The following is a 23,067-nucleotide window of genomic DNA, read 5'->3' on the forward strand; positions in this document are numbered from 1 at the left end:
TCATTTTTTAATCAATATATACTAGCAGTCAAAACTCGCAATTGGGAGTCCATTTAGGGAAATATAAGTGATTTTATTAAAACGAACTTTACAATTTTTTATCATTTGTGTGTTAATTGGTCTGATCACTTTGGTCAGTCTTTATTACTACGTTAAACCTGATATCCCCAGTGTGCAAGTTTTAAAAGACGTGCAATTACAAACTCCTATGCAAGTATTCACAAAAGATGGGCTTTTAATCAATCAATTTGGTGAAAAGCGTCGTATTCCAGTGACTATTGATGAAATTCCTCAAACCCTCATTAATGCATTTTTAGCGACAGAAGATAATCGATTTTACGATCATATAGGCATAGATCCTATAGGTATTGTACGTTCGGCTATTGTTCTTATATCTACCGGCGAGAAAAAACAAGGCGCAAGTACTATTACTATGCAGCTTGCTCGTAATTTCTTTTTAACTCGCGAAAAAGCATATATTCGTAAAGTTAAAGAAATATTTATAGCGCTACATATCGAAGGTGTATTAACAAAAGACGAAATTTTAGAGCTTTACCTTAATAAAATAGAATTAGGTAATCGCGCTTTTGGTATTGGTGCTGCAGCACAAGTTTATTACGGTAAGGAGTTAAAAGATTTAACACTTGCACAAATGGCGATGATTGCAGGTTTACCAAAGGCCCCTTCAGCTTTAAACCCAATTCGTAACCCAACGCGTGCAAAAGCACGCCGAAATGTTGTTTTAGGGCGTTTATTAACTGAAAATTATATTACTCAAGAAGAATATAACGAAGCAACGAGCCAACCTATCACCGCTTATTTTCATGGTGCTGAAATAAACTTATACGCCCCGTATATTTCTGAAATGGTGCGCGCTGAAATGGTCTCGCGTTATGGAATAGATAAAGCTTACAACTCAGGTTTTAAAATTTTCACCTCGGTAGAGTCTAAAGTTCAAAAAGCAGCGCAAAACGCACTTGTAAACAACTTACATAATTATGATATGCGCCATGGTTTTAGAGGACCAACAGATGTTTTATGGGACCCTGAAACACAACCTGCTTTAACTGAGCAACAAATACTCAATAAATTACAAAGCGTAAATGAGTTGGGTACTTTGAAAGCAGCAGCCGTGCTTAGTGTTAATGACAAAACAGCGTCGGTATTACTTAAAAGTGGCGAGCGCACAACTCTTACTTGGGATAACTTAAAATGGGCGCGTAAATATATTACTCGTTACCGCCAAAGTTTTGCTCCAAAAGCAGCTACAGATATTTTAACGCCAGGAATGCAAATATGGGTGCGTAAAAATGAAGATGACAGCTACTTACTAAGCCAAATACCAGAAGCATCAAGTGCTATTGTGTCACTCGACCCACAAGATGGAAGAATTAAAGCTATTGTAGGTGGTTACAGCTTTGAGCAAAGTCAATATAACCGAGCGGTACAAGCAAAGCGTCAAGTAGGTTCTAATATAAAACCTTTTATATATTCAGCAGCACTTGAAAAAGGTTACACGCTTGCGTCTATATTAAACGATGCTCCTATAAACCAATGGGATAAAAGCCAAGGCGTAGCATGGCGCCCTAAAAACAGCCCTGCTGTATATAATGGTCCGATAAGAATTCGCCGTGCCTTAGCACAGTCTAAAAACGTTATTTCGGTGCGCTTACTACGCGGCGTTGGATTACAACGTACAGCTGATCATTTATTAAAGTTTGGCTTTAAAGATTCAGACATTAATCGCAGTGAATCACTAGCACTGGGTAGTGCTTCCATTACTCCACTTGAACTTGCTCGTGGCATGAGTGCATTTGCCAATGGTGGCCACTTAATTGAACCTTACTTTATTTCAGAAATTCAAGATGCTTACGGTAATGTATTGTTCAAAGCAAACCCTGCTCTTGCCTGTGACGAAGAGGCTCTACCAACACATAATGAATTCTCACTTCATAATAGTAGTGCTGATGTGGAGCCAACAAAAAAATGTGCACCGAGAATTATTTCTAAGCAGAATGCATTTTTAATTGCTGATGCAATGCACAGTGGTATTTGGGGCGGCGGTAGTTGGGCCCATAAAACTGGTTGGAGTGGTACAGGTTGGCGCGCACAAGCTTTAGAACGTCGAGATCTTTCGGGTAAAACAGGCACAACTAACGATTCTGTAGACACCTGGTTTAGTGGCTTTAACAGTAAAGTAATGACTTCTGTGTGGGTGGGCTTTGATAACCCAGGTAACGCTCTTGGCCGTTCTACGTACAATAACAACTTAGATAGCAGCCAAATATCTGGTGCTGAATCGGGGGCTAAAACAGCGCAGCCTGCATGGATTGAATTTATGAAAGCCGCACTTGAGGGAACACCTGAAGCGCCAATTGAGCCTCCTGAGGGGCTTGTTTCGATTCGTATTGATTTAGCCACTGGTTTACTAAGCCACAAAAATGACTACACCAGCCGCTTTGAATACTTCGAAAAAGGCACTGCACCGACAAAGTATGTGCTATCTCAGCCTAACGATATATTTGAAGAAGACACAAAAACCGAAGAAGAGCTATTTTAATAATATCTCTGTAATACAAAAACGGCAGCTTATTTAAGCTGCCGTTTTAATTTTAAATAATCGCTTATTTTAAGTTTTGAACAAGCCAATATAAGTCAGAGTGTACACCCGCAGCGGTTACTTCTTTCCCAGCCCCAGGCCCCTGAATCACAAGCGCGTTATCACTATACCATTTGCTATTAATTACAAAAATATTATCGCCAGGTGTAAGGTTTGCTAACGCATCCCCATTAGGCACATACGTAATTCCTACTTTAGCGATAACTTCAGTTTTTGTTATATCTAATAGGCCTGTGTATCTCAGTACTGAGTTATTAGCTTTTGCTGTATCAGCATGCTCTTCAATGAACGCATCTAGCTGGGCTTTATTGTTTAGAAAGTCTTCCCAGCTTCCTAGCGCAAGCTCACCGGGCATTAATGCCGATAAGCTAATATCATCAAGCTCAAGCTCTATACCTAACTCTCGGGCTAAAATAAGTAACTTACGCTGCATATCTCGTCCAGATAAATCCTCGCGAGGGTCAGGCTCTGTGAACCCCATTTTCTGTGCTTCTAATACCAACTCAGAAAAAGCAGTCGTACCATCATACTTACTACATAACCACGAAAGCGTACCCGAGAATACGCCTTCAATACGCGTAATTTTATCACCACTATTTTGCAAATCAGCCAAAGCAAAATTGATAGGTAAGCCTGCGCCTACACTTGTATTATATCGCCAATGTAAATTACGTTCGCCAAGGTTACTACGAAGTGCTTTATACCAAGAAGTCGGTGCTGTACCTGCATATTTGTTAGCACTAATTAAATGACAATCTCTGTCTACAAAATCTGAATATAAAAAGCTAAACTGCTCACTTGCGGTAATATCAATTAACACTTTATGTTCGTAGTCAAGCTCGCTTATCGCATTAAGTAAATCCGCAGCTTCATAGCTATTCGCCTCATGCTGCCATTGAGTTTTCCATTGCGATATATTTATGCCACTTGCATTAAATAACATATGTTTAGAGCGAACCAGCGCTACCAATTTAATACTAAAGTCGTCTGATAAACGCTCAAATTGTGCCGATAACTGCTCAATAAAAGCATCGCCTACATTGCCAAGGCCCGCAACTATAACGGCTATTTCTTGGCCTTTATTGATTAGCTTATCGTGTAAGGCGCTTTGTATATCGCTATCTATAAATTGGTCTGTTAGTAATAAAACATAACCATTATCTTGATGCACAAAACGCGGCTTTATAGTCTGTTCAGCTAATACCTCTAAAGCTTGCAGTTTTAGTACGCTAACGTCTTGCTCAGGGGCAACAATTGCACAGCCATTTAAATTTGACTCACTAATATTAGCTCTACCAGCAAAGTAATTAATAACTTGATATGTTTGTGCAGCCGGTACTACTAAATACACTTCACCATTATGGTTAAAATGATGAAGGCTATGCTGAATAAGCTGACTAACGCTTGCGACCTCACCTTCACTTAATCCTTCAACCATTAATAAATCAACATTTTGCAGCGTGGTTATAAAGCGCTTTTTCTTTGCTGAACCTTCTTTTACTATATCTGTTGGGCTTGCTTGCACATCAAAACTACTACGAACAGCTAGCTTAATATCGCTGTTTTTAAGTGGCGATAGTGTTTTTGCATGTAATACAGGGTTACCCAAACGAGCTAATAAATTAGCTTGCCCGCGACAAATTTTGCCGTATTTAATCGCTTTTTTTACCTTACGAGGATCAGTGCTAAACACTCCCTGTGTATCGGTCCAAATACATACTTGCTTAGCATTACAGTAATTTGCAAGTAGTGTTGCACTATAATCGCTACCGTTGCGTCCAAGTGTTACGGTCTCACCTTTCGTATCAGCGGCAATAAACCCAGTAACAACATTTATCTTATTAGGCAAAATTGACTGTCGACATTGCTGCGCATTTTGCGCATGCATTAATTCACCATCGTTTAAGGTAAAAAGACTACGGGCATCTTGAGCACACGCCTCAATATTTAACTGCTGTAAATAAGTAGCGAGTAAACGTGCTGACCACAGTTCCCCATGCGCAAGTAACGCAGCCTCTTTTAGCTGCTCAGCTTGAGCAAGTTCTGCAATATTACTAAGCTCGGTATTTAGTGTTCTAAGTGCGCAGCGCTTTAAATCAGCTTGTAATAACTGCTCAATTAAATCGCTTTGATGGTTATTTAACTGCAGTAAAATATCAGCGACAGCTTGCGTGTCTTGCAGCTGATAACTTTGCCACAACGACACAAGTGTATCTGTAGTTTTACCTGCAGCAGACACCACAACACAGTCGCCCGGCTGAGTATGCCCAATAATTATTTTAGCTACGCTTTGATAGCGCTCACTAGAGCTTAAGCTTGAACCACCAAATTTATGTACACAATTGACCATATTTATACCAATTAGCTTAATTAAGTTGTCTATTTTGAGGTAAGAAAACCGTATCGATAATAAGGCAAAAATTTCGTTATTTAGTTGTTCTATATTAGGAATTTTTAACGATGTTATCGTGCGGTTTAATCCCTCAAATTGATTAGGGCGTGTTGATCTTTGTGGATTGAAATTTGTTCAATCCAAGGAAGATTAAATCGCGGCGCGAGGTTTGTAACCTAGTGGGCTAAGTAAAAACCGAGCAAAGCTTCCGCGTCCTGCTCACGCCCCTTACCTACATCCATGTAGGCAACAAAGAGTTAATCGTCCCTAGAAAGAACCCAAAGGGCAGCGCATGTTTGGTATTTATGCTGCGTTATCGCCTATTCATGGGGAATAACCACACTACATAGGCTCCGCCTTGCCTAAAAACCAAACATACTGCTGCAAATTCACCCACCAAAGATCAACACGCCCTAGGTATTATTGCGGATTGGTATTACTTACCAAAGCGCTGGACGGGCTGCACTTAATTTAACGTTTCCACCAGAAGTGCCAGCACCTTTGCCTACACGGCCAACATTTTTATTTTGCCCTGGTTTTACAAGTTCAAATACTCGTTCAAAGTCAGCTATTAAATCGTGTATATCTTCAATCCCAACCGAAATACGAATAAGCGTATCGCCCACACCCGCTTCTAAACGTGCCTTTGCCTCCATGCCTGCGTGCGTCATAGTTGCGGGGTGACAAATTAAACTCTCTACGCCACCTAGTGACTCAGCTAAACTAAACGTTTTAAGACTAGTTAAAAATGCTGCAGCGTCGTTTATATCGCCTTTAATATCAAAACTAACCATGCCACCAAAGCCAAGTTGTTGTGCTTTAGCAAGCTCATGCTGAGGATGCGACTCAAGTCCTGGATAGTAAACTTGGCTTACAAAATTGGAGCTTTCAAGGTACTTAGCTATTGCTAGCGCATTTTCTTGGTGCTGCCTTAAGCGCACATTTAAAGTACGTAGACCACGAAGCGTTAAATAACTATCAAAAGGGGCGCCCGTAATACCAATATTATTTGCCCACCAAGCAAGCTCATCACCAAGCTCTTGTGTTGCAGCAATAACAGCGCCGCCCACTACATCTGAGTGCCCGTTAATGTATTTAGTAGTTGAATGCACCACAATATCTACACCAAACTTAATAGGGTTTTGTAAGGCAGGAGACAAAAACGTGTTATCTGCGGCAACCAATGCACCGCATTGCTTAGCAACATCGGTAACCGCTTTAATATCGGTTAAACGAAGTACTGGGTTACTTGGAGTCTCTATCCAAATAAGCTTAGGTTTAATTGCTAAAATTTGTTGAAGGCTTTCTTCTTTTGTTAAATCTAATACTTCAAGCTTCAATAGTCCGCGTTTTTGTAACGATGTAAATAAACGATAGCTACCACCATAACAATCATGTGGAATTACTAACGTGTCGTCACTGTTAAGTAGCTGAGTAGCTAAATGCACGGCTGCCATACCAGTGGCCGTAATTATGCCGCGAGCGCCGCCTTCAAGCTTAGCAAGCGTCTCTGCTAAAATATCACGATTAGGGTTACCACTGCGGCCATAATCATACTCACGCTTGGTATCAAAGTCGGCAAACGAATAAGTCGTTGATAAATAAATTGGCGGCACCACTGCACCATGATGTTTATCAGCATCAACGCCGTTACGTACAGCAATGGTCGCTTTGTTTTTTTCGCTCATATTCGTCACCTGATTAATTTGGATGTTTAGACGTCTAAAATAGTAAGTTATCCATTTTAATAAGTCAAAGGATTTTAAAGCTCTAGATGGCTAAAGTTAGGAAAGGCGTTTGCTAGTATCACATTTTGACTCACAAAAGTGAGCTTATTTTTACATCCCAAATAGGCTTATTAAGATAGATCGGTATCTATTATTTGACTATCTTTTTTAAATCGATAGAATTTCACGCATATTTACACGCTTTTTATACCGTGTGAGAAATTAATAATCTGAGGCAACGATACATCTTATGGCTAAATGGAATGGTGAGTATATTCACCCATACGCAGAACACGGGAAAAAATCAGAGCAAGTTAAAAAGATCACCGTTTCGATCCCGCTAAATGTATTAAAAGTTTTAACGGATGAGCGTACGCGTCGTCAAATCAACAACCTTCGCCATGCAACAAATAGTGAATTGCTATGTGAGGCGTTTTTGCATGCCTTTACTGGTCAACCTTTACCAAATGACGATGACTTACGTAAAGACAACGCAGAAAAAGTACCAGAAGAAGTTAAAAAGATAATGCAAGAAATGGGTTTAGAAGTGCCTATTTTAAACGAAGAATAAATCGTTACCTTTTTAATCAAAAAACCTCAGCATTGCTGAGGTTTTTTTTGTTTAAGCGTTATATATATTACGCCATATAATTTTCAGGTAAGTCAATTTGCGCAACACCCGACTCTACCGCAGCAAGTGCTACAGCTTTAGCTATACGCGGTAGTAAACGCGGATCCATTGGTTTTGGAATAATGTACTGCGCACCAAACTCTAACTTATCTACGCCTGCGGCTTTTAAAACTTCTGCAGGTACAGACTCTTTGGCAATACTACGAATAGCCTCAACTGCAGCAATTTTCATTTCATCGTTAATCGCGCTTGCACGTACATCAAGCGCACCACGGAAAATAAACGGAAAACATAAAACATTATTTACTTGGTTAGGGTAATCAGAGCGCCCTGTTGCCATAATTAAATCGTTGCGTGCGCCGTGAGCAAGTGCAGGATCGATTTCTGGATCTGGGTTTGAACATGCAAACACGACCGGCTTTTCTGCCATTAGTTTTAAATCTTCGGCAGCTAACAAGTTAGGACCCGAAACACCAACAAACACATCAGCATCTGCAATTACATCTTGCAATGTGCGTTTATCGGTATTGTTAGCAAAAAGCTGTTTATATTCATTTAAATCATCGCGACGAGTATGAATAACACCTTTGCGGTCAAGCATATAAATGTGTTCACGCAGTGCACCACACTTAATTAACAATTCCATACACGCAACTGCAGCAGCGCCTGCACCTAAACATACAATTATTGCATCTTCAATTGATTTACCTTGTACTTCTAGCGCATTTAACATGCCGGCAGCCGTCACAATGGCGGTGCCGTGTTGGTCGTCATGAAAAACAGGAATGCTACAACGCTCTATTAATGCTTTTTCAATTTCAAAACACTCTGGTGCTTTAATATCTTCAAGGTTAATACCACCGAATGTGTCAGCAATATTGGCCACCGTGTTAATAAAGTCTTCTGTTGTTTTGTGCTTTACTTCAATATCAATAGAATCAAGCCCTGCAAAACGTTTAAACAATAACGCCTTGCCTTCCATTACGGGCTTAGACGCTAAAGGACCTAAATTACCCAAGCCGAGAATTGCAGTACCATTAGTGATAACCGCAACCATGTTACCTTTACCGGTATATTTATATGCATTTGCAGGATCTGCGGCAATTTCACGTACAGGTTCAGCGACACCTGGGCTATAGGCTAGGGCTAAGTCTTGAACTGTTTCAGCTGGTTTTGTTAGCTCAATGCTAATTTTACCAGGTACGGGATGTGAGTGATAATGTAGTGCTTGTTCACGAAAGTCAGACATAACGCGATGGTATCCTGCAATTTAAGTTAAAGTGAGAGGTGGAGTCTTGGGGTACGATACCCTTATTATTTTTAAATTCCAAGCAATATCAGGTCTATCCTGTTATATGCTATATCCTTTAATTTTAAGAGGTTTTTCAGTAACTTTGCAGGATTATATAAACATTTGATAAATAAAAATTCACCAAAAAAGTAAGTTTTGAGGTGCGTTTATGTCTATTAAAATATTAAAAAAATCTATGTTTAACGCATCATCATAAACTTAAAATAACAGCCTACTACACTACTTTAAAAACAGATAAGCCCACGTTAGCTACTTTTATCAACCTAGTTAAAATTTGTACTATTTAAAATATAGAGAATATCTATCGATTTGTCTGTAAAGGTTTATGCATACTCAGAATAAGATTAGGAAATAGTTATGCAAGGTGTGATGTAGCTCGAGCAAGCTAAATAAGATCAGAAGTGGTAAATTTTAGACACAAAAAAAGCACCCTAAGGTGCTTTTTTTAACTAAACAGCAATAATTACTTCTTGCTGCTAAGTGCACCGAAGCGCTTGTTGAAGCGATCAACACGGCCGCCAGTGTCTAAAATCTTTTGCTTACCAGTGTAAAACGGGTGACACGCAGAACATACGTCTAAGTGAATGTCTTTACAAAGAGTTGAGCTAGTTTCGAATTTGTTTCCGCATGAACATGTTGCAGAAATTACTTCGTACTTAGGGTGAATACCTTCTTTCATAGGAACCTCTAGTTAAGGCCGCATCGCTCTCCAAACCCGAAGTCTGGCACCATACGTCGTTAAAACAAATTTGTTGGTGGCGGATTTTATCCAACAACCTTCCCCTGCACAAGTATTTATTTATCTTTTCGCTAAAAAAGTGAACAATCTCTTTCTCAAGTACTATTGCTAGTAGGTTTTTAGCGGTATTTTTAGTACATTACAGCATTAATTTTACGGGTTGAGTTGTTATGAGTTTTGTTGAAGTTGCTATTAAAGTCCCGCTTCCACGCACCTTTGATTATAAAATAGAAGAGCAGCTCAGTGGCTTATCAACCCCAATACTACCGGGCATGCGGGTTTTAGTACCTTTTGGTAATCAAAAAAAAGTGGCTGTTGTTCTGGGCATTAAAAACAGTACCGACGTCCCTTTAAATAAAATTAAGAATATTATAGAGGTAATAGACGATACCCCTATTTTAAGTGCCCAACATTTAGAACTCCTTAGCTTTACTGCCCGCTATTATTGCTATCCCTTAGGCGAAACTATTCACATAGCGCTACCGAGTGCACTTCGCCAAGGTGAATCGCCTGATAAAACCAGTATTAATATGGTTGCCCTGACAGAAAAAGGTGCAAAAGTACCGTCATTAAAAGCTAAAACACAGCTCAACCTATTAAAGCAGTTATCGCAATCAGGTAAGTCATCATTAACTGAGTTAAAAGCTCTTGGCTTTAGTAAAAAAACAATAGATAGCCTAATAGATAAAGAACTCATTACGCAAACTATTGAACACGATAACCAATGGCAAAGCGTTGCACCAACTGTCGGTAGTAAACCTGTACTTAATAAAGAACAAGCGGTTGCTTGTACAGCAATAAATCAAAGTAGTGGATTTAGCAGCTTTTTATTAGAAGGCGTAACTGGCAGTGGTAAAACAGAAGTGTATTTACAGTGTCTAGAAGAAGTATTAAAACGTGGCGAGCAAGCATTAGTATTAGTGCCAGAAATAGGCTTAACGCCACAAACTGTAAACCGTTTTCGTCGCCGCTTTCCTGATACTCCCATTATGCTTTGGCATTCAGCCCTTACCGACAACGAGCGATTGCAAACATGGCGTTTTTGCGAAAAAGGCAGTTGTGCAATAGTTATAGGCACACGTTCGAGTATTTTTCTGCCATTTTTAAAACTCGGTATGATAGTTGTCGATGAAGAGCACGATTCATCATTTAAGCAACAAGATACCCTTCGTTACCATGCTCGTGATTTGGCCGCATACAGAGCTTTTCAGCATAAAATACCACTTATATTAGGCAGTGCTACACCCGCACTTGAAACACTTCACAAAGCAATTAATAACAAATATCAGCTACTAAGTTTAACCGAGCGCGCGCAAACTGCGACAGATAACCAATTTAAGTTACTCGATATGAAAGGTCAGCCCGACCAAGCAGGTATTGCACATGCAAGCCTTGCCACTATGCGCCAACACTTAAACCGCGGTAAACAGGTTATGGTGTTTTTAAATCGTCGAGGTTTTTCACCCACTCTTATTTGCCATGAATGTGGCTGGCTAAGTGAATGTAAACGCTGCAGTACCAGCGCCACATTTCATAAAGCGATTGGGCAAATGATTTGTCACCACTGTGGCGATCAATACCCTGTTCCTCACCAATGTCCTGATTGTGGAAGTACGCAAATATTTCCAAATGGCAAAGGTACAGAGCAAATTGAAGAGTTTTTATCGACCGAGTTTCCAGATACACCCGTTACTCGCATAGACCGCGATTCAACTCGCCGTAAAGGCAGCCTTGAAAAAGCACTAGATGAAATAAACCTAGGCGGTGCACGCATTTTAGTAGGCACACAAATGCTTGCCAAAGGCCATCACTTTGCAGATGTAAGCCTTGTTATAATTTTAGACGTAGATAGCGGCTTATACTCATGCGACTTTAGGGCGACAGAGCATTTAGCACAGTTAGTTACTCAGGTCGCGGGGCGAGCTGGGCGTTCAGGGGAACCTGGCCAAGTATTATTACAAACACACTTTCCAGAACACCCACTTTTACAAGACTTAGTTAATAATGGTTACCAAGATTTTGCTCGCTTTGCACTGAGTGAACGCGATGATGCAGACTTACCACCCATTACAAATATGGCTATTGTCCGTGCACAAGGACACAGCATTAAGCTAGTCGTCGATTTTTTGACGGATTTGGTTCCTGTGAATGGGGTATCTGGTATACAATTGCTCGGTCCGATCCCTGCTCCACTTGAAAAAGTCGCAGGTATGTATCGTTTTCAATTACATATTCAAGCGCAAGATCGCCGCATATTACATCAGTACCTTGCGCAAATGGTTGATTATTTAAGTTCAAGTAAACTTGCACAAAAAGTACGCTGGAGCTTAGACGTAGACCCTATAGACATGATTTAGGTTAAGGCCAAAATAACACCATGGCACAGCACGATTATATTAACAAAAAGCCTGCAGGCAGAAACAGTAAAAAAAACGCACCCGCTAAAAAACCATTTCCTATTCTTTTAGCTGTCATAGCCATCTTACTCGTCGGTGGTTTTGCTTATACATTATGGTTTATTAAAAGTAATGCAGATCCAAAACTTGTCGAAAAACAAGCAAACCCCACTGCGCCCGCAAAAGTAGAAGTGGTTATTCCACGCACACCAGAGTTTATTAAAGAAATTAGAAACCACGAGATTCAAGTTGAAGTGAAAGAACTTGAGCAAAAAGGCCCTTACGTTATGCAGTGTGGTTCGTTTAAAACCCACGCACAAGCGGAATCGCTAAAAGCTAAAATAGCATTTGCAGGCCTCATTTCTGAAATAAAACAGGCTGAAGGCAGCAATGGTACTTGGTATAAAGTGCGCTTAGGCCCTTATAAAACCAAACGCCAAGCCGAAAGTGATAAAAACAAACTTAAACGTGTAAAAATAGTCGGCTGCGGAATTTGGGGCTGGACTTGAAAATAAACCATTCACCCATATAACCTCTTCATAATCGTTTTTTACGAGTTGCCTCTGCAGCTCGATGATGAGGAATAACATGACTACTATCGTAAGTGTACGCCGTGGCGACAAGGTTGTAATTGGCGGCGATGGCCAAGTGTCTCTTGGTAATACCGTAATGAAGGGCAACGCCCGTAAAGTTCGACGTCTTTATAATGGCAAAGTAATCGCTGGTTTTGCCGGCGGTACTGCTGATGCCTTCACTCTTTTCGAACGCTTCGAAAGCAAATTAGAAATGCACCAAGGAAACCTGACTAAAGCCGCAGTAGAAATGGCTAAAGATTGGCGCAGCGACCGTGCACTTCGAAAACTCGAAGCTCTGCTCGCTGTAGCAGACGAAACAGCCTCTTTAATTATTACCGGTAATGGCGATGTGGTTCAACCTGAAAATGACCTAATTGCAATTGGCAGTGGTGGTAACTTTGCACAATCAGCTGCAACCGCCCTTTTAGAAAATACAGATTTAAGCGCTCGTGAAATAGTAGAGAAGAGCTTAACTATTGCAGGCAACATCTGCGTATTTACTAATAACTTCCAAACAATCGAAGAATTATAATAGGAACTATCATGTCTGATATGACCCCAAGAGAAATTGTTCACGAGCTAGATCAGCACATTATAGGTCAGGCTAAAGCAAAAAAAGCAGTGGCTATCGCACTTCGTAACCGCTGGCGCCGCATGCAACTCAAAGAAGATTTACGCAGCGAAGTAACACCAAAAAACATTTTAATGATTGGTCCAACCGGTGTAGGTAAAACAGAAATTGCCCGCCGATTAGCAAAACTTGCTAACGCACCCTTTATTAAAGTAGAAGCGACTAAGTTCACTGAAGTTGGCTATGTTGGTAAAGAAGTTGAGACTATCATCCGCGATTTAGTCGATGTATCAATTAAAATGACTCGCGAACAGCAGACTAAGAAATTTAAACATCGCGCCGAAGAAGCAGCAGAAGAGCGCATTTTAGATGCCCTTTTACCACCAGCGAAAGATCAATACGGCGAAACGCAGCGTGATGATAACTCATCAACTCGCCAAGCGTTCCGTAAAAAGCTACGTGAAGGTCAGCTAGATGATAAAGAAATTGAAATCGATTTAGCACAAGCACAACCAAACGTAGAAATTATGGCGCCTCCTGGTATGGAAGATATGACCAACCAGCTACAAAGCATGTTTCAAAACATGGGCGGCGATAAGCGCACTAAGCGTAAACTAAAAATCAAAGAAGCCTTCAAACTATTAACGGAAGAAGAAGCCGCTAAATTAGTAAATCCTGAAGAGCTAAAAGAGCAAGCTATTTTTGCAGTAGAGCAAAACGGTATTGTGTTTATTGATGAAATAGACAAAATTTGTAAGCGCGGCGATTCTTCAGGTCCAGATGTGAGCCGAGAAGGTGTTCAGCGCGACTTACTACCGCTAATTGAAGGTTCAACTGTAAATACTAAGCACGGAATGGTTAAAACTGACCATATGTTGTTTATTGCTTCTGGTGCGTTTCAGATGGCGAAGCCATCAGATATGATCCCAGAACTACAAGGCCGCTTACCGATTCGAGTAGAACTTGAAGCACTTACTGCAGATGACTTTAAACGCATCCTTACAGAGCCTCATGCGTCGCTTACCGAGCAACAACGAGAGTTGCTTAAAACTGAGCAGGTATCGATTGAGTTTAGCGACGATGCAATTGAGCGTATTGCCAAAGCAGCTTGGCAAGTTAACGAGAAAACCGAAAACATCGGTGCTCGTCGTCTACACACTGTAATGGAAAGATTGATGGAAGAAATTTCATACGATGCTTCTGAAAAAGCAGGCTCGTCATTAGTAATCGACGCAGCTTATGTTGAAAAACACTTAGGTGCACTTGTTGAAGATGAAGACTTAAGCCGCTTTATTCTATAAAACGAATATAAACGTTATACTAAAAGCCTCCAAATTGGGGGCTTTTTAATGGGATATATTAAATGAAACACGTAACAAAAGTGCATTACCACAGTGTGAGTAAAAATCTAGATGTTTACTTTGATGATGACAGTAAAGCTGTATTTAGCTGTGAGTTTTTACGTGTACACTCCCCTTCAGCTGAAGTGCAGGGCCATGGCTCTGGCCCAATGAAGCTAGTACTTAATAAGCAAGCTGTAGGAATAAAAAGTATTGTACCTGTTGGGCATTACGCACTTCGTCTAGGTTTTGACGATGGCCATAACAGCGGTCTATTTAGCTGGCGCTACTTTGAAAAACTACAACAGCAACAAGATACATTATGGAGTGAATATTTAGCGCGGGTAACTGAACACGAAAAAAGTAAAGATAGCGTACCTATAAAATTTGTTCCTTAAACTTTATAGGCCCGTTCTATTAAGCGTTATTAAACCTTAAATTTATCAATTGCAGAGAACAGAACGCGAGCCTGCTCAGAGACTTCTTCACTTGTTTGCGCATTGTTAGCGGCATGTTCAGTTGCGTCTTGTGCAATATCGCGAATTCTTACTACATTTTTATTAACCTCTGATGCCACTTGGCTTTGCTCATCAATAGCAACTGCTATTTGAGAGCTCATTTCCATTATTGTTTGTACATCTTCTGTAATTGCGCCTAATAGCTCACCTGCTTTAATTGCTTGTGAGGCACTTTCATCACCTTGAGAGCGACATTTGTGCATAATACTCACCACTTCTTGAGTACGCTGCTGTAAGGTACTTATAATACCTTCAATCTCACTTGTAGACTCTTGAGTACGCTTTGCTAATGAACGAACCTCATCTGCAACAACAGCAAAACCACGACCATACTCACCAGCACGGGCCGCTTCTATTGCCGCATTAAGTGCAAGTAAATTTGTTTGATCTGCAATCGCTCGAATTACATCAAGCACTGAACCAATTGTTTCACCATCTTTTTCAAGTTGCGACACTACATTTGATGCATTCCCCAGCGAATCAGATAGGGCCCTAATGTGCTTAACGGTAGAATCTACTTCACTACGCCCTTGTTGTGCACTTAAATTTGTTGACTCTGCTTTTTTCGCAGCCGCTTCAGTATTATGTGAAATATCCTGAATCGTCGCCTGCATTTCGGTGGCTGCAGTTGCAACCATGTCGGCTTCATGTAGTTGCTCTTGCATACCAGAGCTTGTTGCTGCGGTACTTTCTGATAAATGCTCTGTTGCTACATTAAGCGTGTTTAAAGCACCATTAACTTCGTTAATTAAGTTCTTAAAATCGCCTATTAAGCTATTAAAGTCGACCGTCATGGTGGTAATTTCGTCTTTACCAGTTTGCTCTATCATCACGCTCAAATCATTATTACGACGAATGTCGTTAATGGTGTGATAAACCCGCTCAATAGGTACGATAATGGAGTGGCTTGTAAAATAAACGAGTGCTAATACAATCACACCAGCAATCACAAATACCAAAATAGCTAAAAATTGAGCCTGCTCTACACTTTGTTCTACTTGTAACTTAGTGTCTTTAACGATTTTAGAAACAATGGCGTCGCTTTTATCTACACTGTCACGCATTACTCCAAGTGCGCCTGACTCAAGATCTAGCCCTAGCTTAGTTTGCGCCTGCACAAGTGTTTGAAATTCGCTTTGGTATATATCAATCATAGGATTAATTTGTGCTTTATAGTCGCTTGGCAGCTGTGCTGCAGCTATCTGCTGCTTAAATGTATTAATTCCCTCATTAAAACGCCCTAGGTACTTAATATCAAATCTCAGCATGAAATCTTTTTCTGAGCGTCTTAGTTGCAGCATTGACGACAGCAGTTGGTAATTTTGCTGCTCTTTTAATAGTTGCTCAACTTCATGAACCGAGCTTCTAAGCTTGCCATATAACCCGTCGGTCGGGGTTAAACCAATCTCTTTTTGAAGCTTAACAACAGTATTAAAATCATTATTATAGCTATTTATTAGTTGCTCAAAGCGCTGAACTTGCCCCTGTGCAATACCTTGGTTAGCCATTAACTGTTGTAACTTTTTTACTTTATCACTTAACTGCTCAAAATCCGTTTCAAATGCAGTTAACGCGTCTTCTTGTTTATAAAACAAAAAGTTTTTTTCATGTTTACGCAATGCTAATGCATGTACGTTGAGCTCTTCTGCTAATTGAATAGTCTTGTTTAAGCTCAGGGTTGTACGTGATTCAAAAATAATCACGCATAAAAGGACCACCATTGCTAAACCAACAACGACTGCGTTTAATTGTAAACGTCGTTTGATTGTTAAGTTTTGTAAAAAATTCATCGCTAACGCCTTTTTTAAATATGCATTTTTATTATAGCTAATAGATCAAAAGCGACTAATTAATTTAACTTTTTATTATTGGTAATTTTAAACAGTTTAAATATGATGGCTATAAGGCGACACTATCCCACAAACCTTTATGTAACGATTGTGTGTTATTCCATTGTTGTTTAACCAACCAATCAATTAAAGGCGCGGGGTCGCTGGGGTAATTTATTTGCTTGTTTTGCGGCGCGCTATTCCAATCATCAAGGGCTTGTGGGTTTAAATAGTTCATAACATGCGCCATGCCCATGGCAAATAAAGTTTGTGCATTTGCTGCTTGCTCAAACTGACCATCTAAAGGCTTTAATAGTAACTTTTTACCTAACTTAAGCGCTTCACTGGCAAGCTCAAATCCCGCATTACCAATAACGCCACTTGTGTTTGCTAAGTCGTTTAAAAAGCCAGAACGTGAAGGGGCTCGTAAATGTATGTGTCCAAAAGACTGATTGCTGGCATTTGGGTGATAGCAATAAAATTCTTTTTCGGGAAAGTCTTTTAAATAATCAACAACGCTATCTAAGTTTTCGAAAGGTAAATATACCAATACCTTGTTCATTACGGCTACAGGGTTGTCGTGATTATGATGAGCAATAAAAGGCGGTATTATATTATTTGCAAATGGTTGCCAGTGCACGCCTAAGTAGGTAGTCGCTGGTGCATAATGCTTGATAAGCGATTTTCTCAGGACGCCACGACCAAACATAGGTACGTTATCTGACAAAAATGCTGCTTGGTGACTAATGCCAATAACGGGTATACCTGCCCGTTTTGCAGCCCATGCTGTAACAGGCTCAAAGTCGTTAAGTACAAAATCGTACTGTTTTATCTCAAGCGATTTTATATCACTCACCAACTTACAAATTCGCATGTTTTTAAGTGTTTTTAAATTTTTAACTTGCCCATTTTCAGTGCTAAACGATAAACCACGATACGCTTTATAATCTGAGAATTCGTGCATATCAAAGTAATCTTTATTTGCGCGCCCTGAAAACACATAATCAACATCAATACCGAGCTTATTAAAGCAGCTTGCCATAACCCGAGCGCGCGTTATATGACCATTACCGGTACCTTGTACTCCATATAATATTTTCATGCAGGCACCACGAGTGCTAACGCAAATAAACCACAAAAACTACCAATCGTTGCGCCTATTATAATATCAGCAGGAAAGTGCACACCCAATACCACACGAGACATAGCAACGCCGGTAGCCCAACTAAATAGTAGTAATGCATATTCTGGAAAAAAATGGCTTAATATAATTGCCACTAAAAAGGCAGCTGCACTGTGACCCGATGGTAAACTAAATTTATCGCTTGGTACTATATAGGCATTTGTTACTAAGCAGTCGCATGGACGGATCCGAGCAAATCTATTTTTAGCTAGTAGGTAAATAGGTCTTTCTATAGCAAAACCAATTAATATAGTGACAGGCAATAATTGGTGCTGTTCATTATTACTAAGCCACCACACTGCTAAGCATATTAATATATAAAGCCCACCATCACCGCTTTTAGACAAACCAAAGGCCATTGTTTTAAACCACCTCGGTGAATTGCAATTAAACAAAGTTAAAAATAATTGCTCATCTATCTGAGTTACCTTTTTAAGCATATTATTATTCATCACCATCCCTCATTGCATAACATATGAACACCGATTTAGCTTATGTGTTGTAAATAACAATTGAGTGACGCTTTTAATACACTATTATTGCGATTAATGATTTAGCGCTTGTTTTGCCTAAATTTACTGCGATTAAGTCGTTGTTATTGCTTATAAGGAGGGTATACTGAGATATAAATTAATGTACCTTTTGAGGATAAAATAATGGATTACAGCACTTCTGATTTATGCGACCACTTTGCTGACGTGGTTGACGTGCTAGAGCCTATGTTCATCAACTTTGGTGGTCGACACAGCTTTGGTGGCCGCATTAAAACGGTTAAATGTTTTGAAAATAATGAACTCATCCGCGAATTACTTTCTCAAGATGGTACAGACCTAGTACTTCTTATTGATGGTGGCGGCTCAACTCGTCGCGCACTAATCGACATTGAACTGGCTGAGCTAGCACTTGAAAACAACTGGAATGGTATTGTTGTTTACGGCGCAGTACGCCACGTTGATGAGCTTGAAGAGCTTGATTTAGGCATTCAAGCAATTGCTTCAATCCCTGTTGCAGCCGACAGCGAAGGTGCTGGTGAAGATGCTATAGGCGTTAACTTTGCTGGGGTATCATTTTTTGATGACGACTTTATTTATGCTGATAGCACAGGCATTGTTTTATCTGCAGAAGAATTAGAGTTGGAAGTTGTAGAAGTATAACGTGACCTCCCATTTAAAAGTATATGATGAAAGCGCGGTTAGAACACTTTGCTCTACCCGCGCAAATGAGAAAAAAGCATGGCAATCAATGGCCTTGCTCGACACCCAAGTAAACCTGCAACAAGCACTTGTTGACGCTGCTCAATTTGGTATCCGCTATGTACTTCTGGGTATTTGCGAAGATATCGGCCCAAAAGCAAACTTAGGAAATGGCGGTGCAAACGAAGCATGGCCAGCTTTTTTAAAACGCTTTTTAAACCAACCTCACAATCAATTTATTGCCACTCAAAAAGTGCTTTTATTGGGTGAAGTTAATACTGATGATTTAATGGCGCAAAGCAACCAGCTTAATAATCAGCAAGGCCAGCAATTAACTCAATTACGAGATTTATGCCAACAGCTTGATGAACGCGTAGAGTCGGTATTGAGCCTTATTTTTAAAGCGGGGCTTGAGCCAATCGTTATTGGCGGAGGTCATAACAATTGCTTGGGAATTATCCGTGCCCTGAGTAAGTCAAAAAATACACCTATTAATGCTATCAACTTTGACCCTCATGCCGACTTTAGAGAATGTGAAGGTCGCCATAGCGGCAATGGCTTTCGCTACGCTTATAACGAGCAACATCTAAGTAATTACCACGTTATTGGCTTACATGAGATAAAAAACAATCAAGCAATTATAGATGCAATGAGTGAAGCTAACTTTACGTTTGATAGCTATCAATCAATACAAGTTAAGCGAAAAATTACACTCACGCAGGTAATTGAAAACGCATTAAGTAATTTTAACGATTTACCACTGGGTATTGAAGTTGATTTAGATAGTATTACTTACATGCCGGTTAGTGCGTACACATGTTGCGGATTTAGTGTGAATGACACTGAGCACTTTGTGCATTTAGCAGCAAACCATCGCCACTCTAAGTACTTACATTTATGTGAAGCAGCGCCTAGACAGCACCCTAACGGAGTTGAGGCAGGAGCTGCCCATGTAGGACAAGTGATCAGTGCACTTGTGAATAGCTACCTACAAGCCAAAGAAAACACTTAGCGCTGCTGAACTAATCGCCACTCTTTTAGCCAGCTCATTAAACCGATACTACTTAGCGGGTGACCAAAGTAATAACCTTGGGCAGCATAACCTTTTAAGCTTTTTACAAACTTAAGTTGCTCAAGTGTTTCTACCCCTTCAAAAATCACTTTTGTTTTTTGTTGGCTATGCATTTCAACCATTCCGCTAACTAAACTGCGTATATTGTTTTGATTACTAAAGTCAGCAGTAAGTGAAGGTGAAACCTTAATATACTCTACCGCTAAACTTGGTAACTTAGAAAGCAGTACCGGGTTATCACCAAGTCCATCAACACATACTTTTAAGCCTATGTTATTAAGCCTTGCGATCATGCCTCTGCCTTTATCATCTAGTCCCGCAAAAATATGCAAAGGGCATTCAACAATTAAATCGCCAGCTTCCAAGTGATGCTCACTTAAAACAACATCAACAAATTCAATAAACTCTTCGTTAAGCATTTCAGGACCAAATACGTTAATGCTAAGCGGTATAGAAATACCTTCTATTCTAAGCGCCATTGCAAGCTCAGCGGCTCTCTCTATTACAAATTTAGCGAGTGGATAACCAAGCCCTGCAATTCTAATGTCGTCGATAAATCTGTTAGCGGATAAAATTCCTTGCTTAGGGTGCTGCCAACGCAGTAGTAATTCTAAAAACTCAATTTGACCGTTTTCGTTACAAATAATAGGCTGAAAATAAAGCTCTAACTCGCTCGAGAAATCAATATTTGCTAATTCTTTTAGTCGCGCTTGTTGCTCTCGCAATTCAATCATCATTTGTTGATGATAAGGCACAACCTTGCGATCTGGGTGGCTATCGAGTGCTAGGTATGCGTACGATATTAAATTATCAAAGTTGTTATCTTGCTCATTACAATCAACATAACTCGCTCTCGCTTTTACTTCTACAGTGCAGTTAGCAACATTAAATGGCTTAAGCGTTGCACCCAGTATTTGGTCAATAACTAATTCATGTAAGTGTTTTTGATTCGCGAAACTACAAATAAATGCAAAGTTAAGACCCCCTAAGTGGGCTAGCTTTTCTTGCCCAGTTAAAGTCACTATTTCGTCACTTGAAAGTAGCTCTTTTATTCGATTAGCCGATTGCGCTAACAGTATATCGCCAAAGTCGCGTCCAATATGCTGGTTAACTTGCTCAAAGCCTTCAAGGCGAATAACGATTAACGCTGCGCTTATTTGTTTGTTGTCGCACCATGTATAATAACCTTGGCGTAACTGTTTTCTATCTGCAAAAACTGAAAGCGGAGACTCTTCAATAAATGCATCACCTTCAGGTTCTGGCTCTATAACGACTTCTATTTCAGCACTTTCATCATTTAAAAAGCCAACAATAGCTAATAATAATATTGCTAACACAACCCAAAATAGCGGAACTTCCAATAATAAATGAGCTGAAAATAGAACAACAAATAAAAGACCAGCCATTGAGCTGGTAATTATCATGCTCCAATTATTTCGCTCAAATGCTTGCCATAAGTGAAAACAAAATCCAAAGGCTAGTAAAATAGCAAGCCAAGCCGCACCGCTGCTTAAGATAGCTAAACCAACAGCAGCTGTGCATAAATAACTAAATTTAATACTGGTATTTTTAACAGCAAATAAAGTGGCGATCATCGCCATTAATAGTGCACCACTAAAAAATATTGGGAAATTACTGTCGGTTAGTATGTTCAAATTAACGGCATCCGTATTCGCTAAGAAAGTTTAAACCAAGTTATATGTGAGCAAAAATAATACAAACTAATTAATTCTACCCAAAATCCATAAATTTAACAGTTTATTTACGCCAAATTGGTAACTTAATTGTGATGGATGACTTATTTGCCAATGCGCAATATCAGCTCTTGCGCCAACCTTTAAAATACCACGGTCGTCTAACCCTAGTGCTTTAGCTGCATTTCGAGTAACACCAGCTAATGCTTGCTCAGGTGTTAATCTAAACAATGTGCATGCCATGTTCATCATCAAGTGCACTGAGCACAGCGGTGAAGTACCAGGATTAAAGTCACTCGCAATAGCTATCGGTACTTTATATTGATTAAGTAATTCTATAGGTGGGAATTTAGTTTCTCTTAAAAAATAAAATGCACCTGGCAATAACACCGCTACCGTCCCAGCGTCTGCCATTGCTTTTACACCCTCTTCATTTAGATGCTCAATATGATCCGCCGAAAGGCCATTAAACTGCGCCACCAGCTGAGAACCCTGTTGATTAGATAGCTGCTCAGCATGGCATTTTACTGGGAGGTTGTGCTTTTTAGCCGCCTGGAAAACACGTTTGGTTTGCGAATAACTAAACCCTACATTTTCACAAAATACATCGACTGCATCAGCAAGATTATTAGCCACTACCTGATCAAGCATGTCAGTACACACTAAATCAATATATTCATCAGCACGGCCTTTGTATTCAGGCGGTAGAGCATGCGCCCCTAAAAAAGTAGTTTTAATATCAATAGGGTGATGTTCACCTAATAAACGAGCGACTTCTAATATTTTTATCTCGTTTTCAGTATCTAGCCCATAACCAGACTTTATTTCAACGGTGGTTACACCTTCTTTTAACAACGTATTTAAGCGATCTTTTGCATCAACAAACAATTGTTCACGGTCGGCTGCTCTTGTGGCTTTAACCGTACTTGCTATGCCACCGCCTTGTGCTGCGATTTGCTCATAGCTTACGCCTTGCAAACGCTGTTCAAACTCTTGCGATCTTGAACCTGCAAATACTAAGTGAGTATGGCAATCTATTAAGCCCGGCGTTAACCACTGCCCTTTTACACTCAATGTCGGCGTTGCAAACACATCAAAACTAGGCAATGTTGATTGCTCTCCAATCCACGCAATTTTACCATTTTTAATGGCTATAGCAGCATTTTCAATTGCGCCATAAGGGGCATTTATATTGCTATCCATAGTGGCAATATTGGCATCAGTTAAAAGTAAGTCGATTTCTTCTAACTCATAATTTTGTGTTGTGCTTTGCAT

General features: G+C 39.9%; 18 protein-coding genes. 9 read left to right on the forward strand and 9 right to left on the reverse strand.

The window, feature by feature from the left end; genetic code table 11:
- The first annotated feature begins 67 nt into the window (after positions 1–67).
- Positions 68–2,560, forward strand: a complete 2,493-nt coding sequence (locus tag QT16_RS03710; RefSeq protein WP_039485850.1) for a penicillin-binding protein 1A — start codon at positions 68–70, stop codon at positions 2,558–2,560.
- Positions 2,561–2,624: 64 nt separating this feature from the next.
- On the opposite strand, the gene metL is transcribed toward QT16_RS03710, so the two are convergent.
- Both metL and metB read right to left on the reverse strand, forming a co-directional pair.
- Complete coding sequence (gene metL, locus QT16_RS03715) at positions 2,625–4,970, reverse strand: bifunctional aspartate kinase/homoserine dehydrogenase II (RefSeq protein WP_039485853.1); 2,346 nt, start codon at positions 4,968–4,970, stop codon at positions 2,625–2,627.
- A 482-nt stretch (positions 4,971–5,452) separates the two neighbouring features.
- On the reverse strand, positions 5,453–6,700 hold the full coding sequence (metB, locus tag QT16_RS03720) for a cystathionine gamma-synthase (protein WP_039485856.1): 1,248 nt from the start codon (positions 6,698–6,700) through the stop codon (positions 5,453–5,455).
- 289 nt (positions 6,701–6,989) lie between these two features.
- Between metB and metJ the strand changes: the two genes are divergently transcribed.
- Entirely contained in the window at positions 6,990–7,310 is a 321-nt protein-coding gene (metJ, locus tag QT16_RS03725) for a met regulon transcriptional regulator MetJ (RefSeq protein WP_002958371.1), read from the forward strand.
- A 67-nt stretch (positions 7,311–7,377) separates the two neighbouring features.
- Here the strand turns inward: metJ and QT16_RS03730 are convergent, their stop codons facing one another.
- Positions 7,378–8,619, reverse strand: a complete 1,242-nt coding sequence (locus QT16_RS03730; protein WP_039485859.1) for a malic enzyme-like NAD(P)-binding protein — start codon at positions 8,617–8,619, stop codon at positions 7,378–7,380.
- A 526-nt stretch (positions 8,620–9,145) separates the two neighbouring features.
- Positions 9,146–9,361 carry a 50S ribosomal protein L31 gene (gene rpmE / locus QT16_RS03735; protein ID WP_002958369.1) on the reverse strand — a complete coding sequence of 72 codons (216 nt, stop codon included), beginning with the start codon at positions 9,359–9,361 and terminating at the stop codon, positions 9,146–9,148.
- A gap of 230 nt (positions 9,362–9,591) precedes the next feature.
- Between rpmE and priA the strand changes: the two genes are divergently transcribed.
- The 5 genes from priA (at position 9,592) to QT16_RS03760 (ending at position 14,701) form a co-directional block, all read left to right on the forward strand.
- Positions 9,592–11,778 carry a primosomal protein N' gene (gene priA / locus QT16_RS03740; protein ID WP_039485864.1) on the forward strand — a complete coding sequence of 729 codons (2,187 nt, stop codon included), beginning with the start codon at positions 9,592–9,594 and terminating at the stop codon, positions 11,776–11,778.
- Between the two features lie 20 nt (positions 11,779–11,798).
- The gene (locus QT16_RS03745; RefSeq protein WP_024596311.1) at positions 11,799–12,326 is read left to right on the forward strand and encodes an SPOR domain-containing protein; all 528 of its coding nucleotides are present in this window, start codon (positions 11,799–11,801) and stop codon (positions 12,324–12,326) included.
- Between the two features lie 79 nt (positions 12,327–12,405).
- Positions 12,406–12,924, forward strand: a complete 519-nt coding sequence (gene hslV / locus QT16_RS03750) for an ATP-dependent protease subunit HslV (RefSeq protein WP_002958366.1) — start codon at positions 12,406–12,408, stop codon at positions 12,922–12,924.
- 11 nt (positions 12,925–12,935) lie between these two features.
- Entirely contained in the window at positions 12,936–14,264 is a 1,329-nt protein-coding gene (hslU, locus tag QT16_RS03755; protein ID WP_002958365.1) for an ATP-dependent protease ATPase subunit HslU, read from the forward strand.
- A 62-nt stretch (positions 14,265–14,326) separates the two neighbouring features.
- Positions 14,327–14,701 (forward strand): gamma-butyrobetaine hydroxylase family protein, encoded by a 375-nt coding sequence (locus tag QT16_RS03760; protein WP_039485873.1) that lies wholly within the window; start codon positions 14,327–14,329, stop codon positions 14,699–14,701.
- 29 nt (positions 14,702–14,730) lie between these two features.
- Here QT16_RS03760 and QT16_RS03765 read toward each other — a convergent pair whose 3' ends face one another.
- The 3 genes from QT16_RS03765 to QT16_RS03775 form a co-directional block, all read right to left on the reverse strand.
- Positions 14,731–16,611, reverse strand: coding sequence for a methyl-accepting chemotaxis protein (locus QT16_RS03765; protein ID WP_039485876.1), 1,881 nt, complete (start codon positions 16,609–16,611; stop codon positions 14,731–14,733).
- Between the two features lie 109 nt (positions 16,612–16,720).
- Positions 16,721–17,752 (reverse strand): MJ1255/VC2487 family glycosyltransferase, encoded by a 1,032-nt coding sequence (locus QT16_RS03770; RefSeq protein ID WP_002958362.1) that lies wholly within the window; start codon positions 17,750–17,752, stop codon positions 16,721–16,723.
- Positions 17,749–18,288, reverse strand: a complete 540-nt coding sequence (locus QT16_RS03775; RefSeq protein WP_024596307.1) for a phosphatase PAP2 family protein — start codon at positions 18,286–18,288, stop codon at positions 17,749–17,751. The genes QT16_RS03770 and QT16_RS03775 overlap by 4 nt, the downstream gene beginning before the upstream one ends.
- Positions 18,289–18,489: 201 nt before the next feature.
- Here QT16_RS03775 and rraA point away from each other — a divergent pair, with 201 nt between their 5' ends.
- Together rraA and QT16_RS03785 are read left to right on the forward strand one after the other, a co-directional pair.
- Complete coding sequence (gene rraA / locus QT16_RS03780; protein WP_002959955.1) at positions 18,490–18,987, forward strand: ribonuclease E activity regulator RraA; 498 nt, start codon at positions 18,490–18,492, stop codon at positions 18,985–18,987.
- Between the two features lies 1 nt (position 18,988).
- Positions 18,989–20,038: a formimidoylglutamase gene (locus QT16_RS03785; RefSeq protein WP_039485883.1), complete on the forward strand. Its 1,050-nt coding sequence runs from the start codon at positions 18,989–18,991 to the stop codon at positions 20,036–20,038.
- Here the strand turns inward: QT16_RS03785 and QT16_RS03790 are convergent.
- A complete protein-coding gene (locus tag QT16_RS03790) occupies positions 20,035–21,699 on the reverse strand; it encodes an EAL domain-containing protein (RefSeq protein WP_039485886.1) in 1,665 nt (554 codons plus the stop codon). The two genes, QT16_RS03785 and QT16_RS03790, sit on opposite strands and share 4 nt — an antisense overlap.
- Positions 21,700–21,819: 120 nt before the next feature.
- A complete protein-coding gene (gene hutI / locus QT16_RS03795; protein ID WP_039485892.1) occupies positions 21,820–23,067 on the reverse strand; it encodes an imidazolonepropionase in 1,248 nt (415 codons plus the stop codon).

The organism is Pseudoalteromonas distincta, from assembly GCF_000814675.1.
GTDB lineage: Bacteria > Pseudomonadota > Gammaproteobacteria > Enterobacterales > Alteromonadaceae > Pseudoalteromonas > Pseudoalteromonas distincta.